The sequence below is a fragment of the Arthrobacter sp. K5 genome (assembly GCF_040448525.1).
GTDB classification, from domain to species: Bacteria; Actinomycetota; Actinomycetes; order Actinomycetales; family Micrococcaceae; genus Arthrobacter; species Arthrobacter globiformis.
Genome location: NZ_CP159279.1, coordinates 1716406 through 1739106, shown reverse-complemented (window position 1 = coordinate 1739106; position 22701 = coordinate 1716406). Strand labels below are relative to the sequence as shown.

Sequence of the window (22701 nt, the reverse complement as noted above, 5' to 3'; positions counted from 1 at the left end):
CTGGCTCGATCAGCGGTTTTCACGCTCGATCAGCGGTTTCACGCCGAAAGGAAATCCCCATGCCTGTCTCTGAGAACCAAGGATTCAACACCCGTGCCGTGCACGCCGGCCAGGCCTTCGAGCCGCGCACCGGCGCCGTGGTTCCGCCGCTGCACTTCAGCTCCACCTACGCCCAGGATGGCATCGGCGGACTGCGCGACGGCTATGAATACGGCCGCGGCGGGAACCCCACCCGCGACGCCCTGCAGGAACAGCTCGCGGCGCTCGAGCGCGGCACCCACGCCTACTCCTTCAGCTCGGGACTCGCGGCCGAGGATTCGCTCATCCGCGCCCTGATGCGGCCCGGCGACCACATCGTGCTCGGCAACGACGCCTACGGCGGAACCTACAGGCTGATCAGCCGCGTGCTGGGCGAGTGGGGGATCGGCAACACCCCCGTCGACATGTCCGACCTCGACGCCGTTCAGGCTGCGGTTGCCGCCAACAAGACACGCTTCGTCTGGGTGGAAACACCGTCCAACCCGATGATGAAGATCACCGACATCGAGGCACTCGCCAAGGTGGCGCACGACGCCGGGGCCCTCCTGATCGTCGACAACACCTTCGCGTCGCCCTACCTGCAGACCCCGCTCGACCTGGGTGCCGACGTCGTGGTCCACTCCACCACCAAGTACATCGGCGGCCACTCCGACGTAGTGGGCGGTGCAATCGTGGTCAAGGACGCCGGCCTGGCCGAGAAGATCGGCTTCGTGCAGTTCGCCGTGGGTGCCGTCTCCGGCCCGATGGACGCCTTCCTCACCACGCGCGGGCTCAAGACCCTGGGCGTGCGCATGGACCGGCACAGCGACAACGCCCAGGCCGTGGCCGAATGGCTCCTCGAGCGGCCCGAGGTGGAAGCGGTCCTGTACCCGGGCCTGCCCTCGCACCCCGGCCACGAGCTGGCCAGGAAGCAGATGAAGAAGTTCGGCGGCATGATCTCCGTACAGTTCAAGGGCGGCGAGGCCGCTGCACGCAAGGTGGCCGAATCGACGTCGGTCTTCACCCTGGCTGAATCGCTGGGCGGCATCGAATCGCTGATGAACTACCCCTCGGAGATGACCCACGCCTCGGTCAAGGGCACCGAACTGGCAGTCCCCGTGAATCTGATCCGGCTCTCCTGCGGCATCGAGGACGTCGAGGACCTCATCGCCGACCTTGAGCAAGCCTTCACGCACATCCAGTGACGGCCTCCCCGCAGACGCAGGAAGGGGCCGGCACCCGGCAGGAGACCGGCGGCAAGGGCAACGCACGTAGGCAAGTCCTTGGCTGGCTCGCGACGGCGGGCGGTGCTGCCGCCGCCGTCCTCGCCCTGGTGTGGCTGTACGCAGGGTACGCCCCGGCCATGAACGACTTCGAGGTCTACTACTACGGCGGCACCAAGGTGCTGCAGAGCGGCGAGGCCGGCATCAGCGAACTGTACGCGCCCCGCGACGGCCTGCCGTTCACCTATCCGCCGTTTGCCGCGATGCTGTTCGCCGGCCTGGCCACCATGAGCCTGGGCCAAAGCGGGCAGCTCTTCATCTGGGCCGCGCTCGGCGGAGCCGCGGTGGTTTCGGCCTGGCTCGCGCGGCACTACTTCGGAATGACCCGCTGGCGGGACGCCTTCGCGGACTGGCGGTTCCGGACCGTGGCGCTGGCCGGGACCGGGGCCATCGTGCTGCTGGGACCGTGGCGTGACACCTTCGTCTTCGGGCAGATCAACATCATCCTGATGGGCCTGATCCTGGCCGACTTCGCCCTGCACGGAAAAGCCCGGGCAGATGAGATCCGCTGGCCGGCCGGCCTGCTGATCGGCGTCGCTGCCGGGATCAAGCTGACACCGCTCGCATTCGGTCTGTACTTTCTGGTGCGCCGTGACTTCAAGGCCCTGGGCTGGATGGCGGCCGGGTTCCTCGGCTCCATCGCCGTGGCATGGGCCGCCCTGCCGCTGGCGTCCGTGACGTTCTGGACCAAAATTCTGCCCAACACCGGGCGCATCGGCGATCCGGGGTACGTGGACAACCTGTCGCTGAAGGGGCTGCTGCTCCACGCCGGACTGCCGGACTCGGGATCCACCAGCCTGCTCTGGCTGGTGCTCGCGCTGGCCCTGGCCGGACTCACTGCGCTGGTGATCAGGTGGGCCGTGGCCGTGGAGGAAAACTTCGTGGCGGTGTCCGCGACTGCAGTGCTCATGCTCCTGGTCAGTCCCGTCTCGTGGTCCCATCACTGGGTATGGATCGCGGTGGCACTGCCGTCCATGGCCTTCGCCATGCACCGCGTTCCCTCCCGGACCGGCCTGATGCGGCTGGGCGGCTGGATGGTGGTGGCGGCCTCGGCCGTGGCCTTCTACCTCGCACCCAAGGACCTCGCCATGGCGGCCGGGGCCGAGGTGTGGGGCGTGAACCCACAGACGCAGTGGCCGCTGATGGTCTCCAGCCTGGGCGTGGTGAGCGGTGTGGCGCTCCTCGTGTACTGGGCCGCCGCGTACCGGCCCTCGCGGACGGGGATCCGGCAGCACCGCTAGAGGCTAGCTTTCTTCAAGAAAGTCAGCTATGGTCGCAGCATGGCTCTCCGCTCCGACTGGTCCCAGCGCAAATGCAGCATGGCCCGCGGCCTGGACATTTTCGGTGACCCTTGGGGCATGCTGGTCCTCCGCGAGGTCTTCTTTGGCAACGGCCGCTTCGACGCGATGAAAACGCGCCTCCAGGTGGCTGACTCCGTCCTCACCCGGCGGCTTGCCTCCCTGGTGGAGTCCGGACTGCTGGCCAAGCAGCCCTACGACGACGGCGGACGCACCCGCCAGGAATACGTCCTCACCAGCAAAGGTGAAGACGCCCTGCCGGTGCTCAACGCCGTCGTGATCTGGTCCGAAAAGCATTTGCAGGCGCCGTCGGAGCAGGCCCACATGTACGTTGTCCACGCCACCTGCGGGCAGCGCACGGGCTCGGCTGACACCTGCACCGATTGCGGGGAACGCCTCACCGCGGAGAACACCAGCTGGCACAGCCTGTCCCGCAGCAGCGCGCCGCTCCCGCTGGCAACTGCGCCCCAGCCAACCGACACACCGGCCACCCGCGTAAAAGGCGGCGAAGAAGAAGGAACAGCCGCATGACCACCCCCGAGGACCCCGGAGTTTTCGTACAGGTATCGCGCCCTGAAGGGGCCGTAGAGGACGGTATCTGTACAAAAACTCCAGAAGCGGGGTCGAAGAATCCCGAGGAGCGGCCGAAGAAACGGCGGCGCCTTCACCCGGCGTGGGCCGTGGCGGCGGTGGCGTTCCTGGCGCTCGTCGGTGCCGCCGGGTTCCGTGCCGCGCCCGGCGTGCTCATGGTGCCGCTGCAGCAGGAGTTCGGCTGGTCCACCACGGTGCTGTCGTCCGCGGTAAGCATCAACCTGGTGCTGTTCGGCCTCACGGCTCCGTTCGCCGCGGCCCTCATGGAACGGTTCGGCATCCGGGCCGTCACCGCCGTCGCCCTCGGACTGATCGGCGCCGGCAGCGCCCTGACCGTGCTGGTCAACCAGTCCTGGCAGATCCTCCTCACCTGGGGCCTGCTGATCGGACTGGGCACGGGCTCCATGGCGCTGGTGTTCGCGGCGACCATCGCCAACACCTGGTTCACCAAGAGCCGCGGCCTGGTGATCGGCATCCTGACCGCAGGCAGCGCCGCCGGCCAGCTGGTCTTCCTGCCGTTCATCGCGATGCTCGCCCAGGACCCGGGATGGCGGCAGGCGTCGCTGCTCATCGCCGCCGGGGCGCTGGCCGTGGTTCCGCTGGTGCTGAAATTCCTGAAAAACTCACCGGCCGACGTCGGGGCGTTGCCTTACGGGGCCGACGAACCGGCCGCCGACGCGAGGACGGAGGCGGACCCTGCCGGGGCCGGGAACAGCAGCGCCGGTTCCGGGGAGGCTGCCGAACCGCGCCGCAACGCCGCCGTCCGGGCACTGCAGGTCCTCAGGCGTGCCAGCAGGGTGCGCACATTCTGGGCGCTGGCTGCCGGGTTCGCCATCTGCGGCGCTACGACGAACGGACTCATCGGCACCCACTTCATCCCGTCCGCCCACGACCACGGCATGCCGGAAACCACCGCCGCAGGCCTGCTCGCCGTCGTCGGGATCTTCGACATCCTGGGCACCATCGCCTCCGGCTGGCTGACCGACCGGTTCAACCCTCGGATCCTGCTTGCCGTGTACTACCAGTTCCGCGGGATCGGGCTCCTGGTGCTGCCGCTGCTGCTGGGCTCCTCGGTCCAGCCCAGCATGATCGTGTTCGTCGTGATCTACGGGCTGGACTGGGTAGCCACGGTTCCGCCCACCGCCGCGATCTGCCGCCAGGTGTTCGGCGCCGACGGCAGCGTGGTGTTCGGCTGGGTCTTCGCGGCGCACCAGCTGGGTGCCGCCGCAGCCGCGCTGGCCGCCGGGGCCATCCGGGACGCCACCGGCCACTACACGTATGCCTGGCTGGGCGCCGCCGCGATGTGCACCATCGCAGCAGTCATCAGCGCGACCATCCGCAAGGACGCCGGAGGACGAAAGCCCGCAGCAGTGGCAGTTGCTTCAGTAGACTGAGCGGGACGCCCTCGGGCGCGGCTCTTGCGGCAGAACGCGCTACGCGTCCCGGAGGCGCTCACTGCCGGACTACATCTGGGGGACACTGCATGGCACTGCCTACTGCCCGAACAAAGACCGACAGACCCGCCGGGAGTCCCGGAGGGCCCGATCAGACGGCGGAGCCTGGGCCGACTTCCGGGCAACGGCTGCCTTCGGGGCTCCGGCTCCGCGGCCGCTGGCCCGCGGTGGCCGCCGTCGAGCTGGTGTTCCTTCTGGCCGTGGTGGGCGCCGCCGTCTTCGTTGCCTCCCGGCTGGATGCCTGGGGCGACAAAGGCCTGGACTTCAGCGTCTACTGGTACGGCGGCAAGATCCTCAACGACGCCGGCCTCTCGCCGTCGGGCCTCTACCAGCCGACGGTGAACTGGGCTGGCGGGCCGGAACTGCCCTTCACCTACCCGCCCTTTGCGGCACTCCTGTTCAGCCTGCTCGCCAACCTGCCGCAGGCCACTGCGCTGCTGCTGTTCAACGCCGCCGGAGTGGCGGTGGCCGCCTGGGTGGCGGCGCTCGGTGTCCGCTACTGGAACAGCAAGCCCAGCTGGCGCAGCACCTTCGGCTCCCCGACCTTCCGGTCTGCGGTGAACCGGCTGGGCGCCGTCGTGGTTTTCCTGGCTGTCCTGAATCTGGGCCCGTGGCGCGAGACCCTGGTCTTCGGCCAGATCAACATCCTGCTGCTGGGACTGATGACGGCGGACCTGCTGTCCCGCAGCCCGCATTGGCGGAACGCTCTGCCCGGCAGCGGCTTCCTGGTGGGCGTGGCAGCCGGCATCAAGCTCACGCCGCTGGTATTCGGCCTGTATTTCCTCGTGCGGAAGGACTGGCGAGGACTGCTGAACATGGGCGCCGGCTTTGCCTTCACCGTGCTGCTCGGCTGGGTGCTCCGCCCCGCCGAGTCCCTCAGATTCTGGCTGGAGATCCTTCCCGACACGTCCCGGATTGGCGGCGCCGGCTACGTTGACAACCTCTCCATCAAGGGCGCCCTGCTCCACTTCGGGGTTCCTGCGGACGCCGTGACGGTGCCCTGGCTGCTCCTGGACCTGCTCGTTGTGGGTCTGGGCGCGGCCCTCATCAGGGCCGCCAGCCGGCAGGGCGCCAGGGTGGTGGCCATATCCGCCACGGCACTCACCATGCTCCTGGTCAGCCCAGTCTCGTGGTCGCACCACTGGGTCTGGATGGCGGCAGTGCTTCCGGCCTTCGCCTGGACGCTGCGCGAAACTCCGCAGCGGCACCGGCTGTCGCGCTGGGTGATGGGAACCGTCCTGGGCGTGTCCACGGTGGTGTTCCTGTTCTCGCCGAAGACCATCGGCACGGCCCTTGGCGCCGGCAACCTTGACCTTCAGACGCCGGTGCCGTGGATCATGGCGTCCAGCGCCGGTGTGTTCTGCGCGCTCGCCATCATGGTGTGCTGGCTCGTGGTCCTCCGGCGCGACGCCGTGGCGGAGCTGGCGGAATGAGCACGGCACTGGTCACCGGCGTCGGGCGGCTCGCCGGAATCGGCGCGGGGATCGCCCGCCAGCTGGCCGCCGACGGCTGGGACCTGGTCCTGACCTACTGGCAGGACTACGACTCCCGCATGCCTTGGGGAATCCAGCCGGACGACGTCGGCCGGCTCACCGCAGAACTGGAGGCCATCGGCTCCAGGGTGGTGGCGCTGCCCGCCGACTTTCAGGACCCGGCTGCCGTGGACCGGCTCATGGCAGAGGTGGCCGCGCAGGCAGGAACGCTGCACGGGATGGTGCTCAGCCATGCCGAATCCGTCGACTCGGGCGTCCTGGACACCACCCTCGAAAGCTTCGAGCGGCATTTCGCCGTGAATACCCGGGCCAGCTGGCAGCTGATCCGCGCCTTCGCGCAGCAGGCAACGGACGACGGCGGCGCGATCGTTGCGCTGACCAGTGACCACACCGCGTTCAACCTGCCGTACGGGGCGTCCAAAGGGGCGCTGGACCGGATCGTGATCGCCGCAGCCCGGGAACTCGGGCCGCGGGGCGTCAGCGCCAATGTGCTGAATCCCGGGCCCGTGGACACCGGCTGGATGGATGACGAAACCCGCGAAGGGCTGGCCCGGCACCAGCCCGGCGGCAGGCTGGGCACCCCCGCGGACGTGGCGGGAACGGTGGCTTTCCTGCTGTCCCCGGCCGGCCGCTGGGTGTCCGGTCAGCTCATCAAGGCCGACGGCGGGTTCTCCGCCTGACATGCCGGCACACCCCTGCACGGGCTCGCTTAGAACGGGGTGGAGCCGCGCATCCGGCGTGGGCGGCCGTCCGGGTCCACTACAAGGCGGTTTACCGCGTCCGCCCAGAGACGCTGAAGGGGCGGCACGGGTTCTGTAATGTGGTGCCGCGCATGCCCCTTGGGACGGGGCGAGCGGCGGCCGGTTTTGTGCCACTGGTCCAGGGCGTCGGCGGCGGCGTTCCAGATTTTGAGCCCGGCCGCGGGGTCTTGGAGCTGAGGGTCATTCTGGTCCAGGCCAAGGTGTTCGGCCCAGAGTTGGAGCCGCAGCCCGTAGGCCAGCGGCCGGGAACCGCCGGGGCCCGTGTCTGCGGCGGGCGGTTCCCCATGACCGGCAGAAGTGTCGATCACGGCGCAGGTGAGCTCGCTGTCGGTGGTCCAGGACCGACGGTTGAAGTTGTCCGATCCGCAGGTGAACCAGATGTCGTCGATGATGCAGATCTTGGCATGGACATAGATCGGTGTTCCGGCGCTGTTCTCCAGATCAAAGATCCCCACCCTGTCGGGCGCAACTTGGCGCATCCTGCTGATGGCACGCATCTGCCCGACCCGCTTGGGCGGCCCCCCGAGAACACCGTCAGAGTCCGGGTAGCGGGGCACGACGGCGATCACATTCAACTCGGGGTTACGTTCGAGGGCCGCTGCGATTCCGGCCGCGACCTCTTCCGACCACAGGTACTGGTCCTCGATATAGATCAGCGAGCGGGCACGGGAGAAGGCTTTCGTGTAGGCCCGGGCGATGCTCCGCTCACCGTTGGGCGCGAACGGGAACGGCGGGTGCTTCATGCCGTAGGTGCGCAGCAGCTGCACTGCATGCGGTCCCGCAGGTGGCGGTGGCGGCGCAGTGGCCGGGAGCGGTTCGGGGTGCCGGGGCATGTCGGCCAGACGTTGCAGCAGCATCCGGTAAGGAGTGCGATGGTCCAGGGGATGGGGGTCATTCCACCGTTCGGCGAACAATTCCAGCACGTCTGCCACCACCGGGCCACGCAGTTCGACGGCGGCATCGTGCCACGGGGGTCGCTTCCCGTACCTGGAATCCATGGCCACCGCCTGCGGGTCGCCCCTGTGGTCGGCATCGTCCCGGCGGCTGTGGGAAAGGTCGATTCCGCCCACAAAGGCGACGTCCCGCGACGGGTCGTCACGCCGGCGGATGACGACCAGTTTTTGGTGATGGCAGCCGAAGAGGCGCACACGCTGATCCAACAGCACCTCCCCGCCGGCGTCGTTGATCTGGCGGCTGAGGAGCTCGTTGGACCGCCAACTCATCGGGGCAGACACGCGCTCCCCGTGGGATCGCCAGATCAGGCCGCGCACTTCCACGCCCGCTTTGGCTAACCGAGCCAGCAACTCACCGATCGTCGGTCCGTCCGCCGTCAGCCGCTCGTCGGAATCGCCTCGCCAGTCGGTGAACCACACACGGTCTCCCGCTTGCAGAGCCGACAGCTCCTCATGCAGCCGCGCGAAGTAGGTCGCCCCATGAATCAGGGGCCGCACGCGGTTGCCCTCCGACCAGGACGGCGATCCGGCACCGCCCGCGTGCACGACGGTGGCTGAATTTCCCCGCTCAGCACCACTCAAGAACCAGGCACCAGCACTACTGTCCACCCGATGTTCCTCGGTCCTTCCCAAGGCCGGGAAATCGTCAGCGTCAGCCATGTGCCCAGTATGCCCCCGGCCATGCGGCCGGGGCGAGAGTCAAACCTTCCCGGGGTGCCCGGAGATCGAGCTTGTCGAGATTAACGGGTTCGGCCGCCCTGATCGAGCTTGTTGAGATCAGGGGTGTCCACCTCGGTTTCGGCAAGCTCAACCAGCGGGTCACCGGAACGCCGGGAGGCCCGTGATGTGCTGGCCGAGGATCAGGGTGTGCACCTCGTCCGTTCCTTCATAGGTGCGCACCGACTCGAGGTTGGCCGCGTGCCGCAGGGGAGAATAGTCGAGCGTGATGCCGTTGCCGCCCAGGATGGTCCGGGCCTCCCGCGCCACCGTGATGGCCTCGCGGACGTTGTTCAGCTTGGCCAGGGAGATCTGCTCCGGGCGGAGCCGCCCTGAGTCCTTGAGCCGACCCAGCTGCAACGCGAGCATGGTGCCCTTCTGAACCTCGACCAGCATGTTGACGAGCTTCTCCTGCGTCAGCTGGTACCCGGACAGCGGCTTGCCGAACTGCAGCCGCTCCATCGAATACCGCAGCGCCGCCTCATAGGAGTCGCGGGCCGCACCCATGGCACCCCAGGCAATGCCGTACCGGGCCTCGTTGAGGCAGCTGAACGGGCCGCTCAGTCCCCGCGCACCCGGCAGCAGCGCTTCCGGACCCAGCCGGACGCCGTCGAACGTCACATCGCACTGGATCGAGGCGCGCATGGACAGTTTCCGCCCGATCGGCGCGGCGGTGACGCCCTCCGTGCCGGCAGGTACGAGAAAACCGCGGACGCCGTCGTCGGTCCTTGCCCAGACCACCATGACGTCGGCCACGGAGGCGAGACCGATCCAGCGTTTGGCGCCGTGCAGGACCCAGCCGGCGTCCTCGCCGGTCCCGTCCCGCCGCGCGGCCGTGGTCATCGACGACGGGTCCGAGCCCGCCGTCGGCTCCGTCAGCGCGAAACAGCCGATCACCTCCCCGGCGGCCATCCGGGGGAGCCACTCCTGTTTCTGGTCCTCCGAGCCCCATTTGTGGATGGCGCTCATCGCCAGTGAACCCTGGACCGAGACGAACGTGCGGATTCCGGAATCACCGGCCTCCAGCTCCATGGCGGCCAGGCCATACTCCACGGCGGACCGGCCGGGGCAGCCGTAGCCCTCCAGATGCATGCCCAGGACGCCCAGCTCGCCCAGCTGCGCGGGCAGGTGCATGGGGAAGACGCCCTGCTCGTACCAGTCCGCGATGTCGGGACGGATCTGCTGGTCGGTGAAGTCCCGTATCCGTTGGCGCAGGGCCAGTTCGTCCGGGGCCAGCAGCGAATCCAGGGCCAGGACATCCGAAGGGTCCGGGAGACCGTACTCGGCCGAAGCTTCCGCAGGATCAAGGGCGTCATTGCTCATTGCAGCATCTTACGTGCCGCTGGTTCCGTGCCGCGGGTTGCAGGCTAAGGTGTGCCCCGGTCTGCGCGCCGCTTTCTACCGACCCGAGCTACCGGCCCGAGGGAACCCGTGTCCCGCCCAGGAAGTAGCCGCGGGTTGACGGCAGGCACCGGCAGACTACGGCCAGCACCACGCCCAGGGCCAGCAGCACCACGCCGCTGACAAAGGCCCCGCCGACGCCGAAGATCTGCGTGTTCCCGTAGGCCGGGTCCCACATCTGCGCCGCAGAGATAAAGAAAGCCGCGGTCAGCAGCAGCGCCCCGAGCAGCGGAAGAATTCCGCGGAACCACAGGTTGCGTGCAGACGCGCGCAGGGTGTCCCGGAAGTACCAGGCGCAGGCAAAGCCGGTGAGGGCGTAGTAGAAGGCGATGAACAGGCTGATGGAGCTGATGGAATCGGACAGCAGGTTCTCGCTGAGGAAGCTCATGGCAACGTAATACACGATGGCCGCGGCGCCCATGACCTGGGTGGAGAAGCCGGGGGTCTGGTTGCGCTCATGGACCTCGCCGAACTTCGGCGGCAGGGCGCCGTGGACGCCCATGGACAGGGTGCCGCGGGCTGTGGGCAGGATGGTGGTCTGGGTGGAGGAGAGCACTGATGCCAGCACCGCCACCACGATCAGCCATCCCCAGGGACCCAGCACCACGTCCTTCATCGCCAGGAACACGTCTTCCTGGTTGTCGGCGTTGGCCAGTCCGATGCCCTCTGTTCCCACGGAAGCGTACATCATCACCAGCAGCGCTACGGAGACGTAAATGGCCACCAGCACGAATGCCGAGATGACCGCCCCACGGCCGGGGGTGGTGGCAGGGTTTTCGGTTTCCTCATTAACCGCCAGGCAGGTGTCCCAGCCCCAGTAGATGAACAGGGCCAGCAGGATGCCGTGGACCACCGCGCCGGGGTCGGCGAACGCTCCGGCCGGGTTGAACCATTCGACGTCGAACGGCTGGCCCGCCGGCGCCCCGCCGGTCAGGCCCGCGATGCGCAGGATGATCGCCACGGCGAAAATGCCCAGCGAGATGTACTGCACGTACGTCAGAGTCCGCTGGACGTGCTCACCCAGCCTGATGCCGCGGTAGTTCACGAGGGTCATGAAGGCGATGAAAACGACGCCGGTGGCCGTCACCACTGCCTTGTTCCCCGCCAGGGAGCCGTCGCCGATGAGGAGCCAGAGGTACTGGCCCGCCACCTGCGCCAGATTGGCCAGGACCACGACGCCGGCCAGGGCCACGCCCCAGCCGCCCAGCCATCCCGCCCACGGGCCAAAAGCCCGGCGGGCCCAGATGAACGTGGTGCCGCAGTCCGGCATGGCGCTGTTGAGCTCGCGGAAGGCGTAGGCGATGAACAGCACCGGGATGAAACCGAGGAGCAGGATCAGCGGCGTGCAGTTCCCGTTGACGGCCACAATCAGTCCCAGCGTCGCGGCCAGCGAGTACACCGGGGCGGTGGAGGCCAGGCCCAGCATCACGGAGTCGCCAAGGTCCAGGATCCCGGCGCGGAGTCCCTTGCCGGGAACGGCACCGCCGGGCTGGCCCCCGGCGCCGCCGGCCGCCGTCGTCGTTCGGGTTCTCATGGAGCACCTGTTCTCATAAGGCGATACCTGTCTTGTTCGCGTTGGCCTGTGCCGCCTGGACGCTCAGCGGCGCCGGCGCGTCAATGGTGTTCGGGACGAAGCGGCAAAAATAGTCGGTGACCGGCCCGTCGGACTCGCGGATGCCGCAGCCCACCGATTCGCCGTCCACCACCCACAGGCCCAGGACCGGATGGCTGCCGTCGAAGTCCGGGAGGGAGTGGTACTGCTGGTAGCACCAGCCTTCCCGGCCGTACCCGCCGGGCTTCTCCAGGCTGATGCCCTCGGCGTGGATCCGGATGTTGTCGCCTTCGCGCCCGTGCAGCGGCTTGGCAACCCACTCCCGCAGCGGCCCCGGATCATTGAGGTAGGCGGGCAGCAGGTTGGGATGGTCCGGATAAAGATGCCACAGGGCCGCCAGAAGCGCCTTGTTGGAGAGCAGCATTTTCCAGGCCGGCTCCACCCAGCGGGGATTCTGCGAGCGCTGCAGCAGACGGTGGCCGAATGGCTCCTTCATCATCAGCTCCCAGGGGTAGAGCTTGAAGATGGTGCTGATCATGAAGTTGTCCATGTCCACGAACCGCTTCAGGTTCGGGTCCCAGCCGATGTCCGACATGTTGATGCCGATGGTGGTCCACCCCGCCTGGCTGGCCACGTCCCGCATGTACGCGGCTGTCATCCAGTCCTCGCCTGACTCCTCGGCCTCGGAGTGGGCCACATGCAGGGTGCTCATCCCCGTGCGGTACTGCAGCTTCTTCCACTGCCGGATCAGTGCCTCGTGGATGCCGTTCCACTGGTCCTTCTCCGGGAAGACGTCCTGCAGCCAGAACCACTGGGCCACTGCCGCCTCAATGAGGCCGGTGGGCGTGTCCGCGTTGTACTCAAGCATCTTGGCGGCGCCGCCCTGGCCGTCATAGATGAAATCGAAGCGGCCATAGATGTCCTGGTCCCCGGCCTGCAGCGACTCGGCGGCCAGCTCCAGCGCCTGGGGGCCGATGCCGATGGGGCCCATGGCGCCCGTGGCCAGGAACTTGGCGGCCTCCAGGCACATCCTGTGCATGTCCTCGGCCGTGACTTCCAGCGCCTCCACCTCGTCCATGGTGAACTCGTAGTAGGCGGCCTCGTTCCAGTACTCGATCTTCTTGCCGCCGGGAAGGCTGGTGGTGGAAAAGACCAGGCCCTGTTCCTCGATTTTCTGCTTCCAGTCCGGGCGGGGCTCCGAGAGTAACCGCTTCACGTCTAGCCTCCCGTGCTTCCGCCCTTGGAGCTGCTGCCGAAGCCGCCCCTGCTGACCGTGCCGCCCTTGCTGCTGTAGCCCGTGGCCGTCTTGGCCCCCTGCGGCACCGTCCTGGTGAAGTTCGGATAGGCCGTCCTGTTCTGGCCGATGCCCGGAACGCTGGCCCCGCGCGCATAGAAGTACCAGGCATAGAGGGCGCCCCCGCGCCCGGCCGAGCTGTTGCATTGGGTGTCCTCGACGCGCTGGCCGGTCTCATCGTTGAAGCAGACCTGGGCGTAGTCAGGGTCCTGCTCGTTGCTCGCCACGATCGCCGTGATGGTGCCTGCCAGGAGTGCGGTGACACCGAGGCCCACCACCACCGTGCGGCGCTGCGACCGCTTCTTGCGGGCCGCCGCATCGCGCTCGCGGTCACGCGCGAACGGATCGAAGACGGGGCTGGGCTGGGGGAAGCCGGTTTGATTCGGGGTTCCTTCTCCCGGGGTTGCTTTGCCCGGGGTGTCCGTACGGGCCTTTCCCTTGCCTGGTTTTCCCGGGCCTTTCACTCCCGGTGGACCGGGGGTCAGCAGCTCGGGGTGGAGCTCAGGCTTGGGAACCTGCCAGGGCGGCGGCTTGGCCGGACCCCCGGGAAGGGCGTCCCCGCCGGACCTGTCGTCGTTCCGGCCGGACCTGTCGTTGTTTTGGCCCCTGTCAGCGTCCTTGCTCGGGTCCTTCTCCGGGTCCATGGTTCCCCCTGCTGCTCCATGCTGTTGGTGGCCGGAACTCTAGGCCGCGGCCGGCGGAAACCGGCTGTCCGTCCCGCCGGTAAATACTGCAGCAAGCCTAGTGGCTGGAAGGTGCTGCGGTGAATATTTTCCGCTCCCGGCACTCCCGCTTGAATCACCAAAGGCGCTGGTCAGGCCGAGAACCTAGACTGGTGCCATGCACACAGCCACTCTTCTAGCCGTTTGCCGGGTCCACCAGCTCCTTCCGGACGAGGGAAGCGTGGGCGTCACTGCCATCGACAAGCGGCCCGTGGACGGGCCGGTGAAGGTTCACAAGCTCGGTTTGCACGGCGATATCCAGGCCAGCCGCATCCACCACGGGGGAGAGGACCAGGCGCTCTACGCCTATTCCCAGGCCGACGCCGATTACTGGATCGGTGAGCTGCAGCGCGAACTGCCGCCGGGGATCTTCGGTGAGAACCTGCGCGTGGCAGGGATCGAAACCACGGGTGCTGTCATCGGTGAGCGCTGGCGTATCGGGCTGGATGTCGAGGTTGAGGTCACCTCGCCCCGTGTTCCGTGTGCGACCTTCCAGCGGCGCATGGACGAGGCCCAGTGGGTCAAGCGCTTCACGGCGGCAGGCCGGGTGGGTGCCTACCTGCGCGTCATCAAGACCGGCTCCGTGCAGGCAGGGGACCACATCCACCGACTCTTCGTGCCCAAGCACGGCGTGACCATCGGCCGCTGGTTCAGCGAGCCCGACGTCGACGCCATCGAAGCCCTGCGCGACGCCGAGGCTGACGGCGAAATCCGGCTGCAGCCCGAGTACCACGAACGGTTCGAGAAGATGCTCCGGCGGGTGGGGAGCTAGCACGGCCGAGATGGCCCGGCGGCGCTGCCGGGTTACTGCGAAAATGCCGCGTGTGCGCAAGCTCACCGCCCCTGCTGGCCCCTCGGTTCGCTAGCGCGCCGCGTCATGCTTTACACTTGAAATATCCCCCACTCCGGAAATCCCTTATTCCTGCCCAATTTTTGAGGCAGGACTGGCAAGTGTTGGGGCCCGCAAATGTGATGCGGGCAGTTTCATAGGGAGAGCCGGCTGAAGAAAACGCTGTACAGACTGCTGGGATAGCAGCCAAGAGATGCAGTGTGAAGTCCTGCCACGGGATTGCGAAAGCGCCGGACTTCTAGTGACCGGCCGGTCAATGTTTGCCCGGCGACCACGGCACATGTACTGCGGCTCCGCTCACCTCGGGTTGTGCCGCCTGGCCCCCTATGGATGAGGAATATCTCCCTATGCCCGAAAACCACGACGACGCCACCCAGACGGTGACGGCTGAGACCGCCAACCTCGAATTCACCGAGGCTGCTGTCCCCGCAGCCGAGCCTGCTGCCGACGCTCCCGCCAAGGCCGACGCTTCCGCCAAGGCCGAAGAGCCGGAAGAAGAAGGCGTCCGCTTCACCGACCTTGGCATCGACGGCCGTGTCCTCGCAGCCCTGCAGGATGTCGGCTACGAAAAGCCTTCCCCCATCCAGGCGGCGACCATCCCGCTGCTGCTTGAAGGCCGCGACGTCGTGGGCCTCGCCCAGACCGGCACCGGTAAGACTGCAGCATTCGCAGTACCGGCACTGTCCCGCCTGGCCGAGCTCCACGACCTCAACGGCCCGTCCCGCAAGACCCAGGCACTGGTTCTGGCCCCGACCCGCGAGCTGGCGCTCCAGGTTGCCGAGGCCTTCACCTCCTACGCCAAGCACATCGATGACTTCACCGTCCTCCCCGTTTACGGCGGCTCCGCCTACGGCCCCCAGCTCGCCGGCCTGCGCCGCGGCGCCCAGGTTGTTGTCGGCACCCCCGGCCGCGTCATCGACCACATCGCCAAGGGCTCCCTGGATCTCTCCGAACTGCAGTACCTGGTGCTGGACGAGGCCGACGAAATGCTGCGCATGGGCTTCGCGGAAGACGTCGAGCAGATCTTCCAGCAGACCCCGGAATCCCGCCAGGTAGCGCTCTTCTCGGCCACCATGCCGAGCCAGATCCGCCGGATGTCCAAGCAGTACCTGAACAACCCTGCCGAGATCTCCGTGAAGTCCAAGACCTCCACGGGCACCAACATCAAGCAGCGGTACCTGCAGGTCATGGGCCCGCACAAGCTCGACGCGATGACCCGCATCCTCGAGGTGGAAGAGTTCGACGGCGTCATCGCCTTCGTGCGCACCAAGATGGCCACCGAGGACCTCGCCGACAAGCTGAAGTCCCGGGGCTTCCAGGCTGCCGCCATCAACGGCGACATCCCGCAGCAGCAGCGCGAACGCACTGTTGACGCGCTGAAGGAAGGCCGGATCGACATCCTGGTCGCCACCGACGTGGCCGCCCGCGGCCTCGACGTCGAGCGCATCAGCCACGTGGTCAACTACGACATCCCGCACGACACCGAGTCCTACGTGCACCGCATCGGCCGCACCGGCCGTGCAGGCCGCGCCGGCGACGCCATCCTGTTCATGACGCCGCGGGAGAAGTACCTGCTGCGCGCCATCGAGAAGGCAACCCGCCAGACGGTGGAGCAGATGCACCTGCCCACCGCCGAGACGGTCAACTCGCTGCGCCTGGGCAAGTTCGCCGAGCGCATCACGGAGACCCTGGAGTCCGAGGACGTTTCGATGTTCCGCGACCTCATCGCCTCCTACGAGGAAGAGCACAAGGTGCCGGCGGCAGAAATCGCCGCGGCACTGGCGGTCATGGCGCAGGGCGGGCAGCCGCTCCTCGTCAAGGAACTGCCCGCAGCTCCCGAGTTCCAGAAGCGCGAACGCTCCAAGGACGGCTTCGGCTCCCGCGGCCCGACCCGTGCCCTGACCGAAGGCAACGCCACCTACCGGATCGCCGTGGGACGCCGCCAGCGTGTCATGCCGGGTTCCATCGTGGGCGCCATCGCCAACGAGGGCGGCATTTCCTCGTCCCAGATCGGCGGAATCGACATCCGCTCGGACCACTCCCTCGTGGAGCTCCCGGCGGACCTCAGCCAGGAGCAGCTGCGCGCCCTGTCCCGCACCCGGATCGGCGGCGAGCTGATCCACCTCGAGCTGGACAACGGCCGTAAGCCTTCCGGTGACCGTGGCGACCGCGGAGACCGGGGCGGCTACCAGGGCGGCCGCGGCGGCAACTTCAAGGGCAGCGGCGGCTTCAAGAAGGAGTTCCGCAAGAGCGACGGCGAGCGTTCCTCCGCCGACCGCGGCGGCCGTTCGTACAGCGAGCGTTCCGAGCGCGGCATCGGCACGGACGACCGCGGCCAGTCGAGCGACTCCCGCTTCGGCGGTCACGGCAACGGCGCACGCAAGCCGCGCCACGGCAACGAGGGCGGCCACCGCGACTTCAACCGCAAGGGCAAGTGGTGATCACCGCCTGGTGATGAACCAAGCATCCGAATAGAAACAGGCCGGCTGATCAGCCGGCCTGTTTCTGTTTAACCCCGTCCCACCTGGCCCGTGTGTACGTTTCGTCACATCTGCGGCCTGAAAGCTCCTGGAGGGGCCTCCACAAGCGGCCCGCGGCCCGCTCCAGGCCCGTATTTCCGGGGTTTTCAGACCTTGGTGGCCCCGTTCCGCCGCCGATTTGTTGAGTGCCAAATCTTCCGGTAGAGTATTTACTCGTTGCCCCCCTAGCTCAGTGGTAGAGCGCGTTCTTGGTAAGAACGAGGTCACCGGATCGATTCCGGTGGGGGGCTCGGAATGAGGGCCTGTGTCAAGGCGGTCTTGACCGGCTTGACACAGGTTTTTCTCATTCGTGGCGGTGTAGCTCAGTTGGTTAGAGCGCACGACTCATAATCGTGAGGTCGGGAGATCGAGCCTCCCCACCGCTACCGAATCTGCAGGCCAGAGGCATTCAGCCCCTGGCCTGCTTTTGTTTTTGGCCGCCGACCCTGTTTTTGGGTCAGGGGCACCCGGCCCAAGCCGTCGTGGGGCACTTTGGGGGATCCGGCGTCGTAATTAACGACGACGGCCGGCGTGTCCCGTGTCGAAGTGCCCCATCTTGGGCTGGCTCCGTGACCCACAGTTTGTGCGCCACCCCCCCCAACCAGGGCTGGCAGCCACAGCCTAATTCCAAGCTTCCGTTCCTAGGCTCGGCAGCATCACCGGCCGAGGTGCACACCCCGGCCGCAGAATGGTGCCCGTGGGGGGAACACAGTGGAGTGGTTTGGTGAAGGCGGCCTGGAGCGCCGTGCGGTTCTGAATCTGGGACGGATCGCGGCGGCCGGCGGAGGTCTGCTTGCCCTGGCCACCGTCACCGCAGGGCCGGCATCGGCAACAACCGTTCCAACGGTGCCGTCGCCGGAGGCGGCTCCAACCCCGTCCGGGCCAGCCACCGATCAGCCGGTCAGCCCAGAGCAGCCTGCCCCTGAGACCGTCCCTGCCCTGAGCAAGGCCGACGTGGGACTCTCGGAGGTGGACAACACGGCCGACGCCGACAAACCGGTTTCCGCCGCCCAGCAGGCCGCCCTGGACCTCAAGGCAGATGAAACGGGCATCGTCCGCGGCACGGACGGCCGGCGCTACCGGATGGTGGCCTGTGCAGTCCGCAACAGCGGACTGGGGTTCTCCCTGATCGACGACGACCGGCACACGCCCGTGGGGGTGGTATCGACGGAAAATGCACTGGACGACATGTCGGTCACCATCAGGATGGGGTTCGACGGCCTGAAGGTGAGCTCGGTGGTGGTGGTTGCCGACGAGACGCTGTCTGCCGCCGGCTACCAGCTGGGCGCGTCCGTCGGCCTGAACAGCATCACCATCCAGGCCTCGCAGCCCGCAGGGTTGGGGGACTACGTCTCGTGGAACGGTTCGGCCTGGGTGTCACTCAACGGGCTGGTCACGTCCACAACCATGCACAAGAGCACAGGCCTCATCACCTGCACGCACGCACCCATGTCCTCGCCCTACGGCGGCTCCGTCACGTCGAGGAGCCTGACCAAGCGGGCCTCCATGGAAGGTATCTCCGCCACGTCCACGAGCCTTTACCTGGTGGACAACGCCGGCATTCCGGTCAAGACCCCCACCAAGGACAACAGGTTCTGGCTGACCCGCACGGGCGCCCGGAGGGTGCCCATGTCCGAGCTCGCCCTGCCGTCCGCGAACATATGGGTCTACGGGATGTTCGAGGTCTGACGAAACAGCCCCGCACTGCCATTGCGGCGGTGCGGGGCTGTTCGGGTGCGCGGCTGTTTGGCTGCGGGACGCGCAGCCTAGGCCCGGGTGACGCTGATGCGCACGTTCGGGCAGGAGTCTGCATAGCGGATCAGGGCTGCCTTCTCGGCGCTGTCAACCCGCAGGCCCCACCGGATCTTCACCGCGATCCAGTTGCCGATGTACTCGCAGCGGTTCACCGGCGGCATCCATGCCTCCGGACCCTTGGCTTGCTTGCTGGAGTTCAGTGCCGCCGTCTGCGCGTTCAGGGACCGGCCATCACCGAGGTCGTTGTAGAAGGCTACCCGGCGCGCCTGCGACCAGTAGCGGGCGCCGGAGCCCCACGCCTCATGGACGGGAACCGTATGGTCGATCTCCACGGCCGACGCCAGGGTGTGCGTGCGGTTGTCCCACCTCGTGACCCAACGGCCCGTGCGCACGGTGCACCGCCGCGCGGTGGTGTACGTCGCGGTGGCCTTCGCCTCCTGCAGCAGGACCTCGGCCCGGGTGTTCTGGCAGTCACGGTTGGTGTCCAGCCAGTTGCCGAAGTAGCGGGTCCGGTCGTAGCCGGCGTTGTTCTCCGCAGCCACCGTGAGGGCACGGGCAGCGGTGCGCAGCGGTGCGGAATAGTACGTGGCAGCCTCGGCCGGGACTGCCAGCCCGGTGAGCAGCAGTCCGGCGGCCACGGCGGTGGCGGACAGCGACCGGACCCAAAGGCCGGACCTGACGGACGCAGTGACGGCCACCACCCGGCGTCGGGCGTGCTTGAACGGACCTGTGTGCCCGGTCGGGCCTGCGTGATTGAACGTGCCTAGCGGCATGATTCCCCCATGATGATTCCTGGAACGGTACAAGTTGCTTGATGCGTCAACCAGCATGTCAGCCGGAACAGGGGAGAAGCGGGTCCTTGATCGGGTCTTGATGCAATCCTGTGGCAACGCTGCGGATGACTCCGGAACCGGCGGAACCGTTGTCATCCGGGCGACATGAGCCTAAGGTCGGACTGCACACCGCCGAGGGCGACAGGAGCCGGCATGGCCAGACTGATCTACTCGGGACTCATGTCCCTCGACGGCTACATCGCGGACCGCGACGGTAAATTCGACTGGGCCGAGCCGGACGCCGAGGTGCATTCTTTCGTCAACGAGCTGCAGCGGCCGGCGGGAACCTACCTGCTCGGGCGCCGGATGTATGAGGTGATGGCCGTCTGGGAGCATCCGGAAGACTTCGGCGATATTCCCGACTACATCCGGGACTTTGCCGACCTCTGGAAAGCAGCGGACAAGGTGGTCTTTTCCCGCACCCTGCAGGACGTGACCACCGCCCGGACCCGGATCGAGCGGGAGTTCGGCGCCGACGCCGTCGGACGGCTCAAGGCCGACGCCGGCCGGGACGTGGCGGTGGCCGGCGCGGACCTTGCCGCGTCAGCCATCCGGGCCGGGCTGGTGGACGAGTTCCAGATGTTCCTCTCGCCCGTGGCAGTGGGCGGCGGCAAGCGCTTCCTCCCGGAGGACGTCCGCCTCCGGCTTGAGCTGCTGGAGGAACGGCGGTTCGGGAACGGCACGGTCTTCCTCCGCTATGCCAACCGGTCCGGATGAAGCGGTCCGGATAAAGCGGCGCCGGCCTGCGGCGCGTGCCGCGCCTGTGACACTATCCTGCGACACAATGGGGGCATGACCCGTATCGCAATCATTGGCGGCCACGGCAAGGTAGCCCTGCATCTGTCCGCCCTCCTCACGGAACAGGGGCACAGTGTCACGTCCTTCATCCGCAACCCGGACCATGCGGCGGAGGTCGCCGCCACCGGTGCGTCGCCGTCGGTCCTTGACGTTGAAAAGTCGACGACGGCGGACATCGCCGCCGCGCTCGGGAGCCACGACGCCGTGGTCTGGTCAGCCGGTGCCGGGGGAGGGAACCCGGCCCGCACGTATGCGGTGGACCGCGACGCCGCCATCCGTTCCATGGACGCGGCCGCGGAGGCCGGCGTCGGGCGCTACGTGATGGTGTCCTACTTCGGCGCGGGCCCCGACCACGGGGTTCCCGAGGGGCACAGTTTCCACGCGTACGCCGAGGCCAAGGCGGCCGCAGATGAGTACCTCCGCGGCACCGATCTGGCCTGGACCATCCTGGGGCCGGGCTCCCTGACCGAGGGCCCGGGGAACGGGCTGATCGAGGCGAACCCGGACGACGCCAGTTCCGGCACGCAGACATCGCGCGCCAACGTGGCCATCGTTGCCGCCGCGGTGCTGGACTTGCCGGCAACCGCCGGCCGGACCATCGAATTCCGCGACGGCACCCAGCCGGTCGCTGCCGCGCTGGACGCCCTGCAGCAGTAGCGCAGGGCAGGAGAAGGGCCGCAGCGTTCCCGGTAGGGTTGAAAGGCACGGCCGCCCTCCGTCCGAGGCGTGGCGCACTCCGGGGAAAGTGGTCACATGGACCAGTTGGCACTCATCATCGGGCTCCTGCTCGCCACCGTGGTGGCCGTGGGCCTCGGGGACCGGCTGCGGCTGCCCTACCCGGTCCTGATGCTGCTCCTGGCCGTGGCGCTGACGTTCATCCCGGGCTTCCCGGACATCGAGATTCCGCCGGAGCTGATCCTGCCGATCTTCCTGCCGCCGCTGCTCTTCGCCACGGCGCAGCGGGGCTCCTGGGCCGTCTTCCGGGTCCGGTGGCGGACGCTGATCATGCTCGCCGTGGCCCTCGTCGTCCTCTCGACGGCCGTGGTTGCCGGCGCCGCCTGGCTCATGATTCCGGGGATCGGCATCCCGGCCGCCATTGCACTCGGAGCCATGGTGGCGCCCCCGGACCCCGTTGCGGTGGAGTCGGTGGCCGGCCGGGTGCACATGCCCCGGCGCCTGATCACGGTGCTGCAGAGCGAAGGGCTCTTCAATGACGCCGCCGCCATTGTCATCTTCCAGGCGGCTGTTGCCGCTGCGGTCGGCGGCACCAGGATAGGGCCCGACGTCGTCCTCAAGTTCGTCGTGGGAGCGGCACTTGCCGTCGTGGTCGGCATTGCCATGGGCTGGCTGACATCGCTGGTCACCCGGCTGGTGGCGTCCATGGTGGCCCGCAGCGCCGTGACCCTGGTGGTGCCCTTTGCCGCGTACATCCTCGCGGAGGAATTCCACGCCTCCGGCGTGATCGCCGTCGTGGTCACCGCCCTGGAGATGCAGCGGCATACCCGCCCGCAGGACGCCGCCGAGCGCGTAACCCGGACCGCTTTCTGGGACGTGGTGGAGCTGCTGGTGACGGGGCTTGCCTTTGGCCTCGTGGGGCTCGAGATCCAGGATGTTGTCCGCACGGAGGGTTCTGCGATCTTCGGGATGGCGGGCGCCGCCGTCGTGGTCTGCGTCCTGGTGTTCGCAGTGCGGTTCGGCTGGCTGGGACTGCTGGCCGTGTCCGCCCGGAAACAGAAGAACCTGCTGCAGCCGACCTCCGCCAAAGAGGTCCTGATCCTGACCTGGTGCGGCATGCGCGGGCTGGCCACCCTGGCCCTGGCGCTGGCCCTCCCGGTCGCGCTCGCCGACGGCACGCCGTTCCCGGCGCGTGACCAGGTGCTGGTCACGGCCTGTGCGGTGCTGCTGGCCACGCTGGTGCTGCCGGGGCTGACCCTGCCGTGGCTGATGAAGGTGCTGAACGCGTCCCAGGACGGCACGGAGGAGCGCGACGCGGCCCGGCTTCTGGCCCGCCGTGCCCAGGCAGCCGCCGTGGCCGCGCTGAAGGACCACGAGCTCGTGAAGGAGCTGCCGCCGGAGAAGGTGGCGCTGGTGAAGGAAAAGATGACCCGGCTGCACGCCGAACTGCTGGACGGCAGCCTCCGCAACGAGAGCCTCGCCGAGAAGCGTGAGCGGGGCAGGGAGCTGGCCATCACGGTCCAGACCATCGCCCTGGACGCAGCGCGGCAGGAGGTCGTCGCTGCCCGGAGCGAGCCGGACATGGATCCCGAGGTGGCGGACAGGGTGCTGCGCCAGCTCGACCTGCGGACCATGATCATGCCGGAGTAAGGATCACGCCGGAATAGAACAGCGCGAACGTACACTTGGGCCCCAAAAGCGTGTGGTTTTGCGGGCCCCAAGTGTACGTTCACG

General features: G+C 67.8%; 18 protein-coding genes and 2 tRNA genes. 14 read left to right on the top strand and 6 right to left on the bottom strand.

Annotated elements, in window-relative coordinates:
• The first annotated feature begins 59 nt into the window (after positions 1-59).
• The 6 genes from ABRP34_RS07860 (at position 60) to ABRP34_RS07835 (ending at position 6817) form a co-directional block, all read left to right on the top strand.
• Entirely contained in the window at positions 60-1223 is a 1164-nt protein-coding gene (locus ABRP34_RS07860) for a cystathionine gamma-synthase (protein ID WP_314191628.1), read from the top strand.
• Entirely contained in the window at positions 1220-2542 is a 1323-nt protein-coding gene (locus ABRP34_RS07855; RefSeq protein WP_353712777.1) for a glycosyltransferase family 87 protein, read from the top strand. The genes ABRP34_RS07860 and ABRP34_RS07855 overlap by 4 nt, the downstream gene beginning before the upstream one ends.
• A 39-nt stretch (positions 2543-2581) precedes the next feature.
• Positions 2582-3130: a helix-turn-helix domain-containing protein gene (locus tag ABRP34_RS07850; RefSeq protein ID WP_353712776.1), complete on the top strand. Its 549-nt coding sequence runs from the start codon at positions 2582-2584 to the stop codon at positions 3128-3130.
• Positions 3127-4584 (top strand): MFS transporter, encoded by a 1458-nt coding sequence (locus tag ABRP34_RS07845; RefSeq protein WP_003804284.1) that lies wholly within the window; start codon positions 3127-3129, stop codon positions 4582-4584. Before ABRP34_RS07850 ends, ABRP34_RS07845 begins: the two co-directional genes overlap by 4 nt.
• Before the next feature lie 89 nt (positions 4585-4673).
• A complete protein-coding gene (locus tag ABRP34_RS07840; RefSeq protein ID WP_353712775.1) occupies positions 4674-6077 on the top strand; it encodes a glycosyltransferase 87 family protein in 1404 nt (467 codons plus the stop codon).
• Complete coding sequence (locus ABRP34_RS07835) at positions 6074-6817, top strand: SDR family oxidoreductase (RefSeq protein WP_353712774.1); 744 nt, start codon at positions 6074-6076, stop codon at positions 6815-6817. The genes ABRP34_RS07840 and ABRP34_RS07835 overlap by 4 nt, the downstream gene beginning before the upstream one ends.
• Before the next feature lie 29 nt (positions 6818-6846).
• On the opposite strand, the gene ABRP34_RS07830 is transcribed toward ABRP34_RS07835, so the two are convergent.
• The 5 genes from ABRP34_RS07830 to ABRP34_RS07810 all read right to left on the bottom strand — a co-directional run bounded on the left by ABRP34_RS07830 (position 6847) and on the right by ABRP34_RS07810 (position 13459).
• Complete coding sequence (locus ABRP34_RS07830) at positions 6847-8460, bottom strand: phospholipase D-like domain-containing protein (RefSeq protein WP_353712773.1); 1614 nt, start codon at positions 8458-8460, stop codon at positions 6847-6849.
• A gap of 210 nt (positions 8461-8670) precedes the next feature.
• Positions 8671-9891: an acyl-CoA dehydrogenase family protein gene (locus tag ABRP34_RS07825; RefSeq protein ID WP_353712772.1), complete on the bottom strand. Its 1221-nt coding sequence runs from the start codon at positions 9889-9891 to the stop codon at positions 8671-8673.
• An 88-nt stretch (positions 9892-9979) separates the two neighbouring features.
• Positions 9980-11503, bottom strand: coding sequence for an APC family permease (locus ABRP34_RS07820; RefSeq protein ID WP_353712771.1), 1524 nt, complete (start codon positions 11501-11503; stop codon positions 9980-9982).
• Between the two features lie 13 nt (positions 11504-11516).
• Positions 11517-12737, bottom strand: a complete 1221-nt coding sequence (locus ABRP34_RS07815) for a glutathionylspermidine synthase family protein (protein ID WP_353712770.1) — start codon at positions 12735-12737, stop codon at positions 11517-11519.
• A gap of 2 nt (positions 12738-12739) precedes the next feature.
• A complete protein-coding gene (locus ABRP34_RS07810) occupies positions 12740-13459 on the bottom strand; it encodes a Tat pathway signal protein (RefSeq protein WP_353712769.1) in 720 nt (239 codons plus the stop codon).
• Between the two features lie 196 nt (positions 13460-13655).
• Here ABRP34_RS07810 and ABRP34_RS07805 point away from each other — a divergent pair, with 196 nt between their 5' ends.
• The 5 genes from ABRP34_RS07805 (at position 13656) to ABRP34_RS07785 (ending at position 18595) form a co-directional block, all read left to right on the top strand.
• On the top strand, positions 13656-14309 hold the full coding sequence (locus ABRP34_RS07805; RefSeq protein WP_043419334.1) for an MOSC domain-containing protein: 654 nt from the start codon (positions 13656-13658) through the stop codon (positions 14307-14309).
• Positions 14310-14734: 425 nt separating this feature from the next.
• Positions 14735-16828, top strand: a complete 2094-nt coding sequence (locus ABRP34_RS07800; RefSeq protein ID WP_353712768.1) for a DEAD/DEAH box helicase — start codon at positions 14735-14737, stop codon at positions 16826-16828.
• Positions 16829-17085: 257 nt separating this feature from the next.
• A tRNA-Thr gene (locus ABRP34_RS07795) sits at positions 17086-17157 on the top strand.
• 61 nt (positions 17158-17218) lie between these two features.
• A tRNA-Met gene (locus ABRP34_RS07790) sits at positions 17219-17292 on the top strand.
• 325 nt (positions 17293-17617) lie between these two features.
• Positions 17618-18595, top strand: coding sequence for a hypothetical protein (locus ABRP34_RS07785; protein ID WP_353712767.1), 978 nt, complete (start codon positions 17618-17620; stop codon positions 18593-18595).
• Between the two features lie 77 nt (positions 18596-18672).
• On the opposite strand, the gene ABRP34_RS07780 is transcribed toward ABRP34_RS07785, so the two are convergent.
• A complete protein-coding gene (locus ABRP34_RS07780; protein ID WP_353712766.1) occupies positions 18673-19434 on the bottom strand; it encodes an HNH endonuclease family protein in 762 nt (253 codons plus the stop codon).
• Between the two features lie 213 nt (positions 19435-19647).
• Here ABRP34_RS07780 and ABRP34_RS07775 point away from each other — a divergent pair, with 213 nt between their 5' ends.
• The 3 genes from ABRP34_RS07775 to ABRP34_RS07765 all read left to right on the top strand — a co-directional run bounded on the left by ABRP34_RS07775 (position 19648) and on the right by ABRP34_RS07765 (position 22617).
• The gene (locus ABRP34_RS07775) at positions 19648-20211 is read left to right on the top strand and encodes a dihydrofolate reductase family protein (protein ID WP_353712765.1); all 564 of its coding nucleotides are present in this window, start codon (positions 19648-19650) and stop codon (positions 20209-20211) included.
• A 75-nt stretch (positions 20212-20286) separates the two neighbouring features.
• A complete protein-coding gene (locus ABRP34_RS07770) occupies positions 20287-20949 on the top strand; it encodes an NAD(P)H-binding protein (protein WP_353712764.1) in 663 nt (220 codons plus the stop codon).
• Between the two features lie 96 nt (positions 20950-21045).
• Positions 21046-22617, top strand: coding sequence for a Na+/H+ antiporter (locus tag ABRP34_RS07765; RefSeq protein ID WP_353712763.1), 1572 nt, complete (start codon positions 21046-21048; stop codon positions 22615-22617).
• Positions 22618-22701 lie beyond the last annotated feature (84 nt).

What these genes read in the sequence shown, in the direction of transcription:
- ABRP34_RS07860 (WP_314191628.1), top strand. Translation starts at nt 60, where the DNA reads ATGCCTGTCTCTGAGAACCAAGGATTCAACACCCGTGCCGTGCACGCC.
- ABRP34_RS07850 (WP_353712776.1), top strand. Translation starts at nt 2,582, where the DNA reads ATGGCTCTCCGCTCCGACTGGTCCCAGCGCAAATGCAGCATGGCCCGC.
- ABRP34_RS07845 (WP_003804284.1), top strand. Translation starts at nt 3,127, where the DNA reads ATGACCACCCCCGAGGACCCCGGAGTTTTCGTACAGGTATCGCGCCCT.
- ABRP34_RS07840 (WP_353712775.1), top strand. Translation starts at nt 4,674, where the DNA reads ATGGCACTGCCTACTGCCCGAACAAAGACCGACAGACCCGCCGGGAGT.
- ABRP34_RS07835 (WP_353712774.1), top strand. Translation starts at nt 6,074, where the DNA reads ATGAGCACGGCACTGGTCACCGGCGTCGGGCGGCTCGCCGGAATCGGC.
- ABRP34_RS07825 (WP_353712772.1), bottom strand. Translation starts at nt 9,891, where the DNA reads ATGAGCAATGACGCCCTTGATCCTGCGGAAGCTTCGGCCGAGTACGGT.
- ABRP34_RS07820 (WP_353712771.1), bottom strand. Translation starts at nt 11,503, where the DNA reads ATGAGAACCCGAACGACGACGGCGGCCGGCGGCGCCGGGGGCCAGCCC.
- ABRP34_RS07810 (WP_353712769.1), bottom strand. Translation starts at nt 13,459, where the DNA reads ATGGACCCGGAGAAGGACCCGAGCAAGGACGCTGACAGGGGCCAAAAC.
- ABRP34_RS07805 (WP_043419334.1), top strand. Translation starts at nt 13,656, where the DNA reads ATGCACACAGCCACTCTTCTAGCCGTTTGCCGGGTCCACCAGCTCCTT.
- ABRP34_RS07800 (WP_353712768.1), top strand. Translation starts at nt 14,735, where the DNA reads ATGCCCGAAAACCACGACGACGCCACCCAGACGGTGACGGCTGAGACC.
- ABRP34_RS07780 (WP_353712766.1), bottom strand. Translation starts at nt 19,434, where the DNA reads ATGCCGCTAGGCACGTTCAATCACGCAGGCCCGACCGGGCACACAGGT.
- ABRP34_RS07775 (WP_353712765.1), top strand. Translation starts at nt 19,648, where the DNA reads ATGGCCAGACTGATCTACTCGGGACTCATGTCCCTCGACGGCTACATC.
- ABRP34_RS07770 (WP_353712764.1), top strand. Translation starts at nt 20,287, where the DNA reads ATGACCCGTATCGCAATCATTGGCGGCCACGGCAAGGTAGCCCTGCAT.
- ABRP34_RS07765 (WP_353712763.1), top strand. Translation starts at nt 21,046, where the DNA reads ATGGACCAGTTGGCACTCATCATCGGGCTCCTGCTCGCCACCGTGGTG.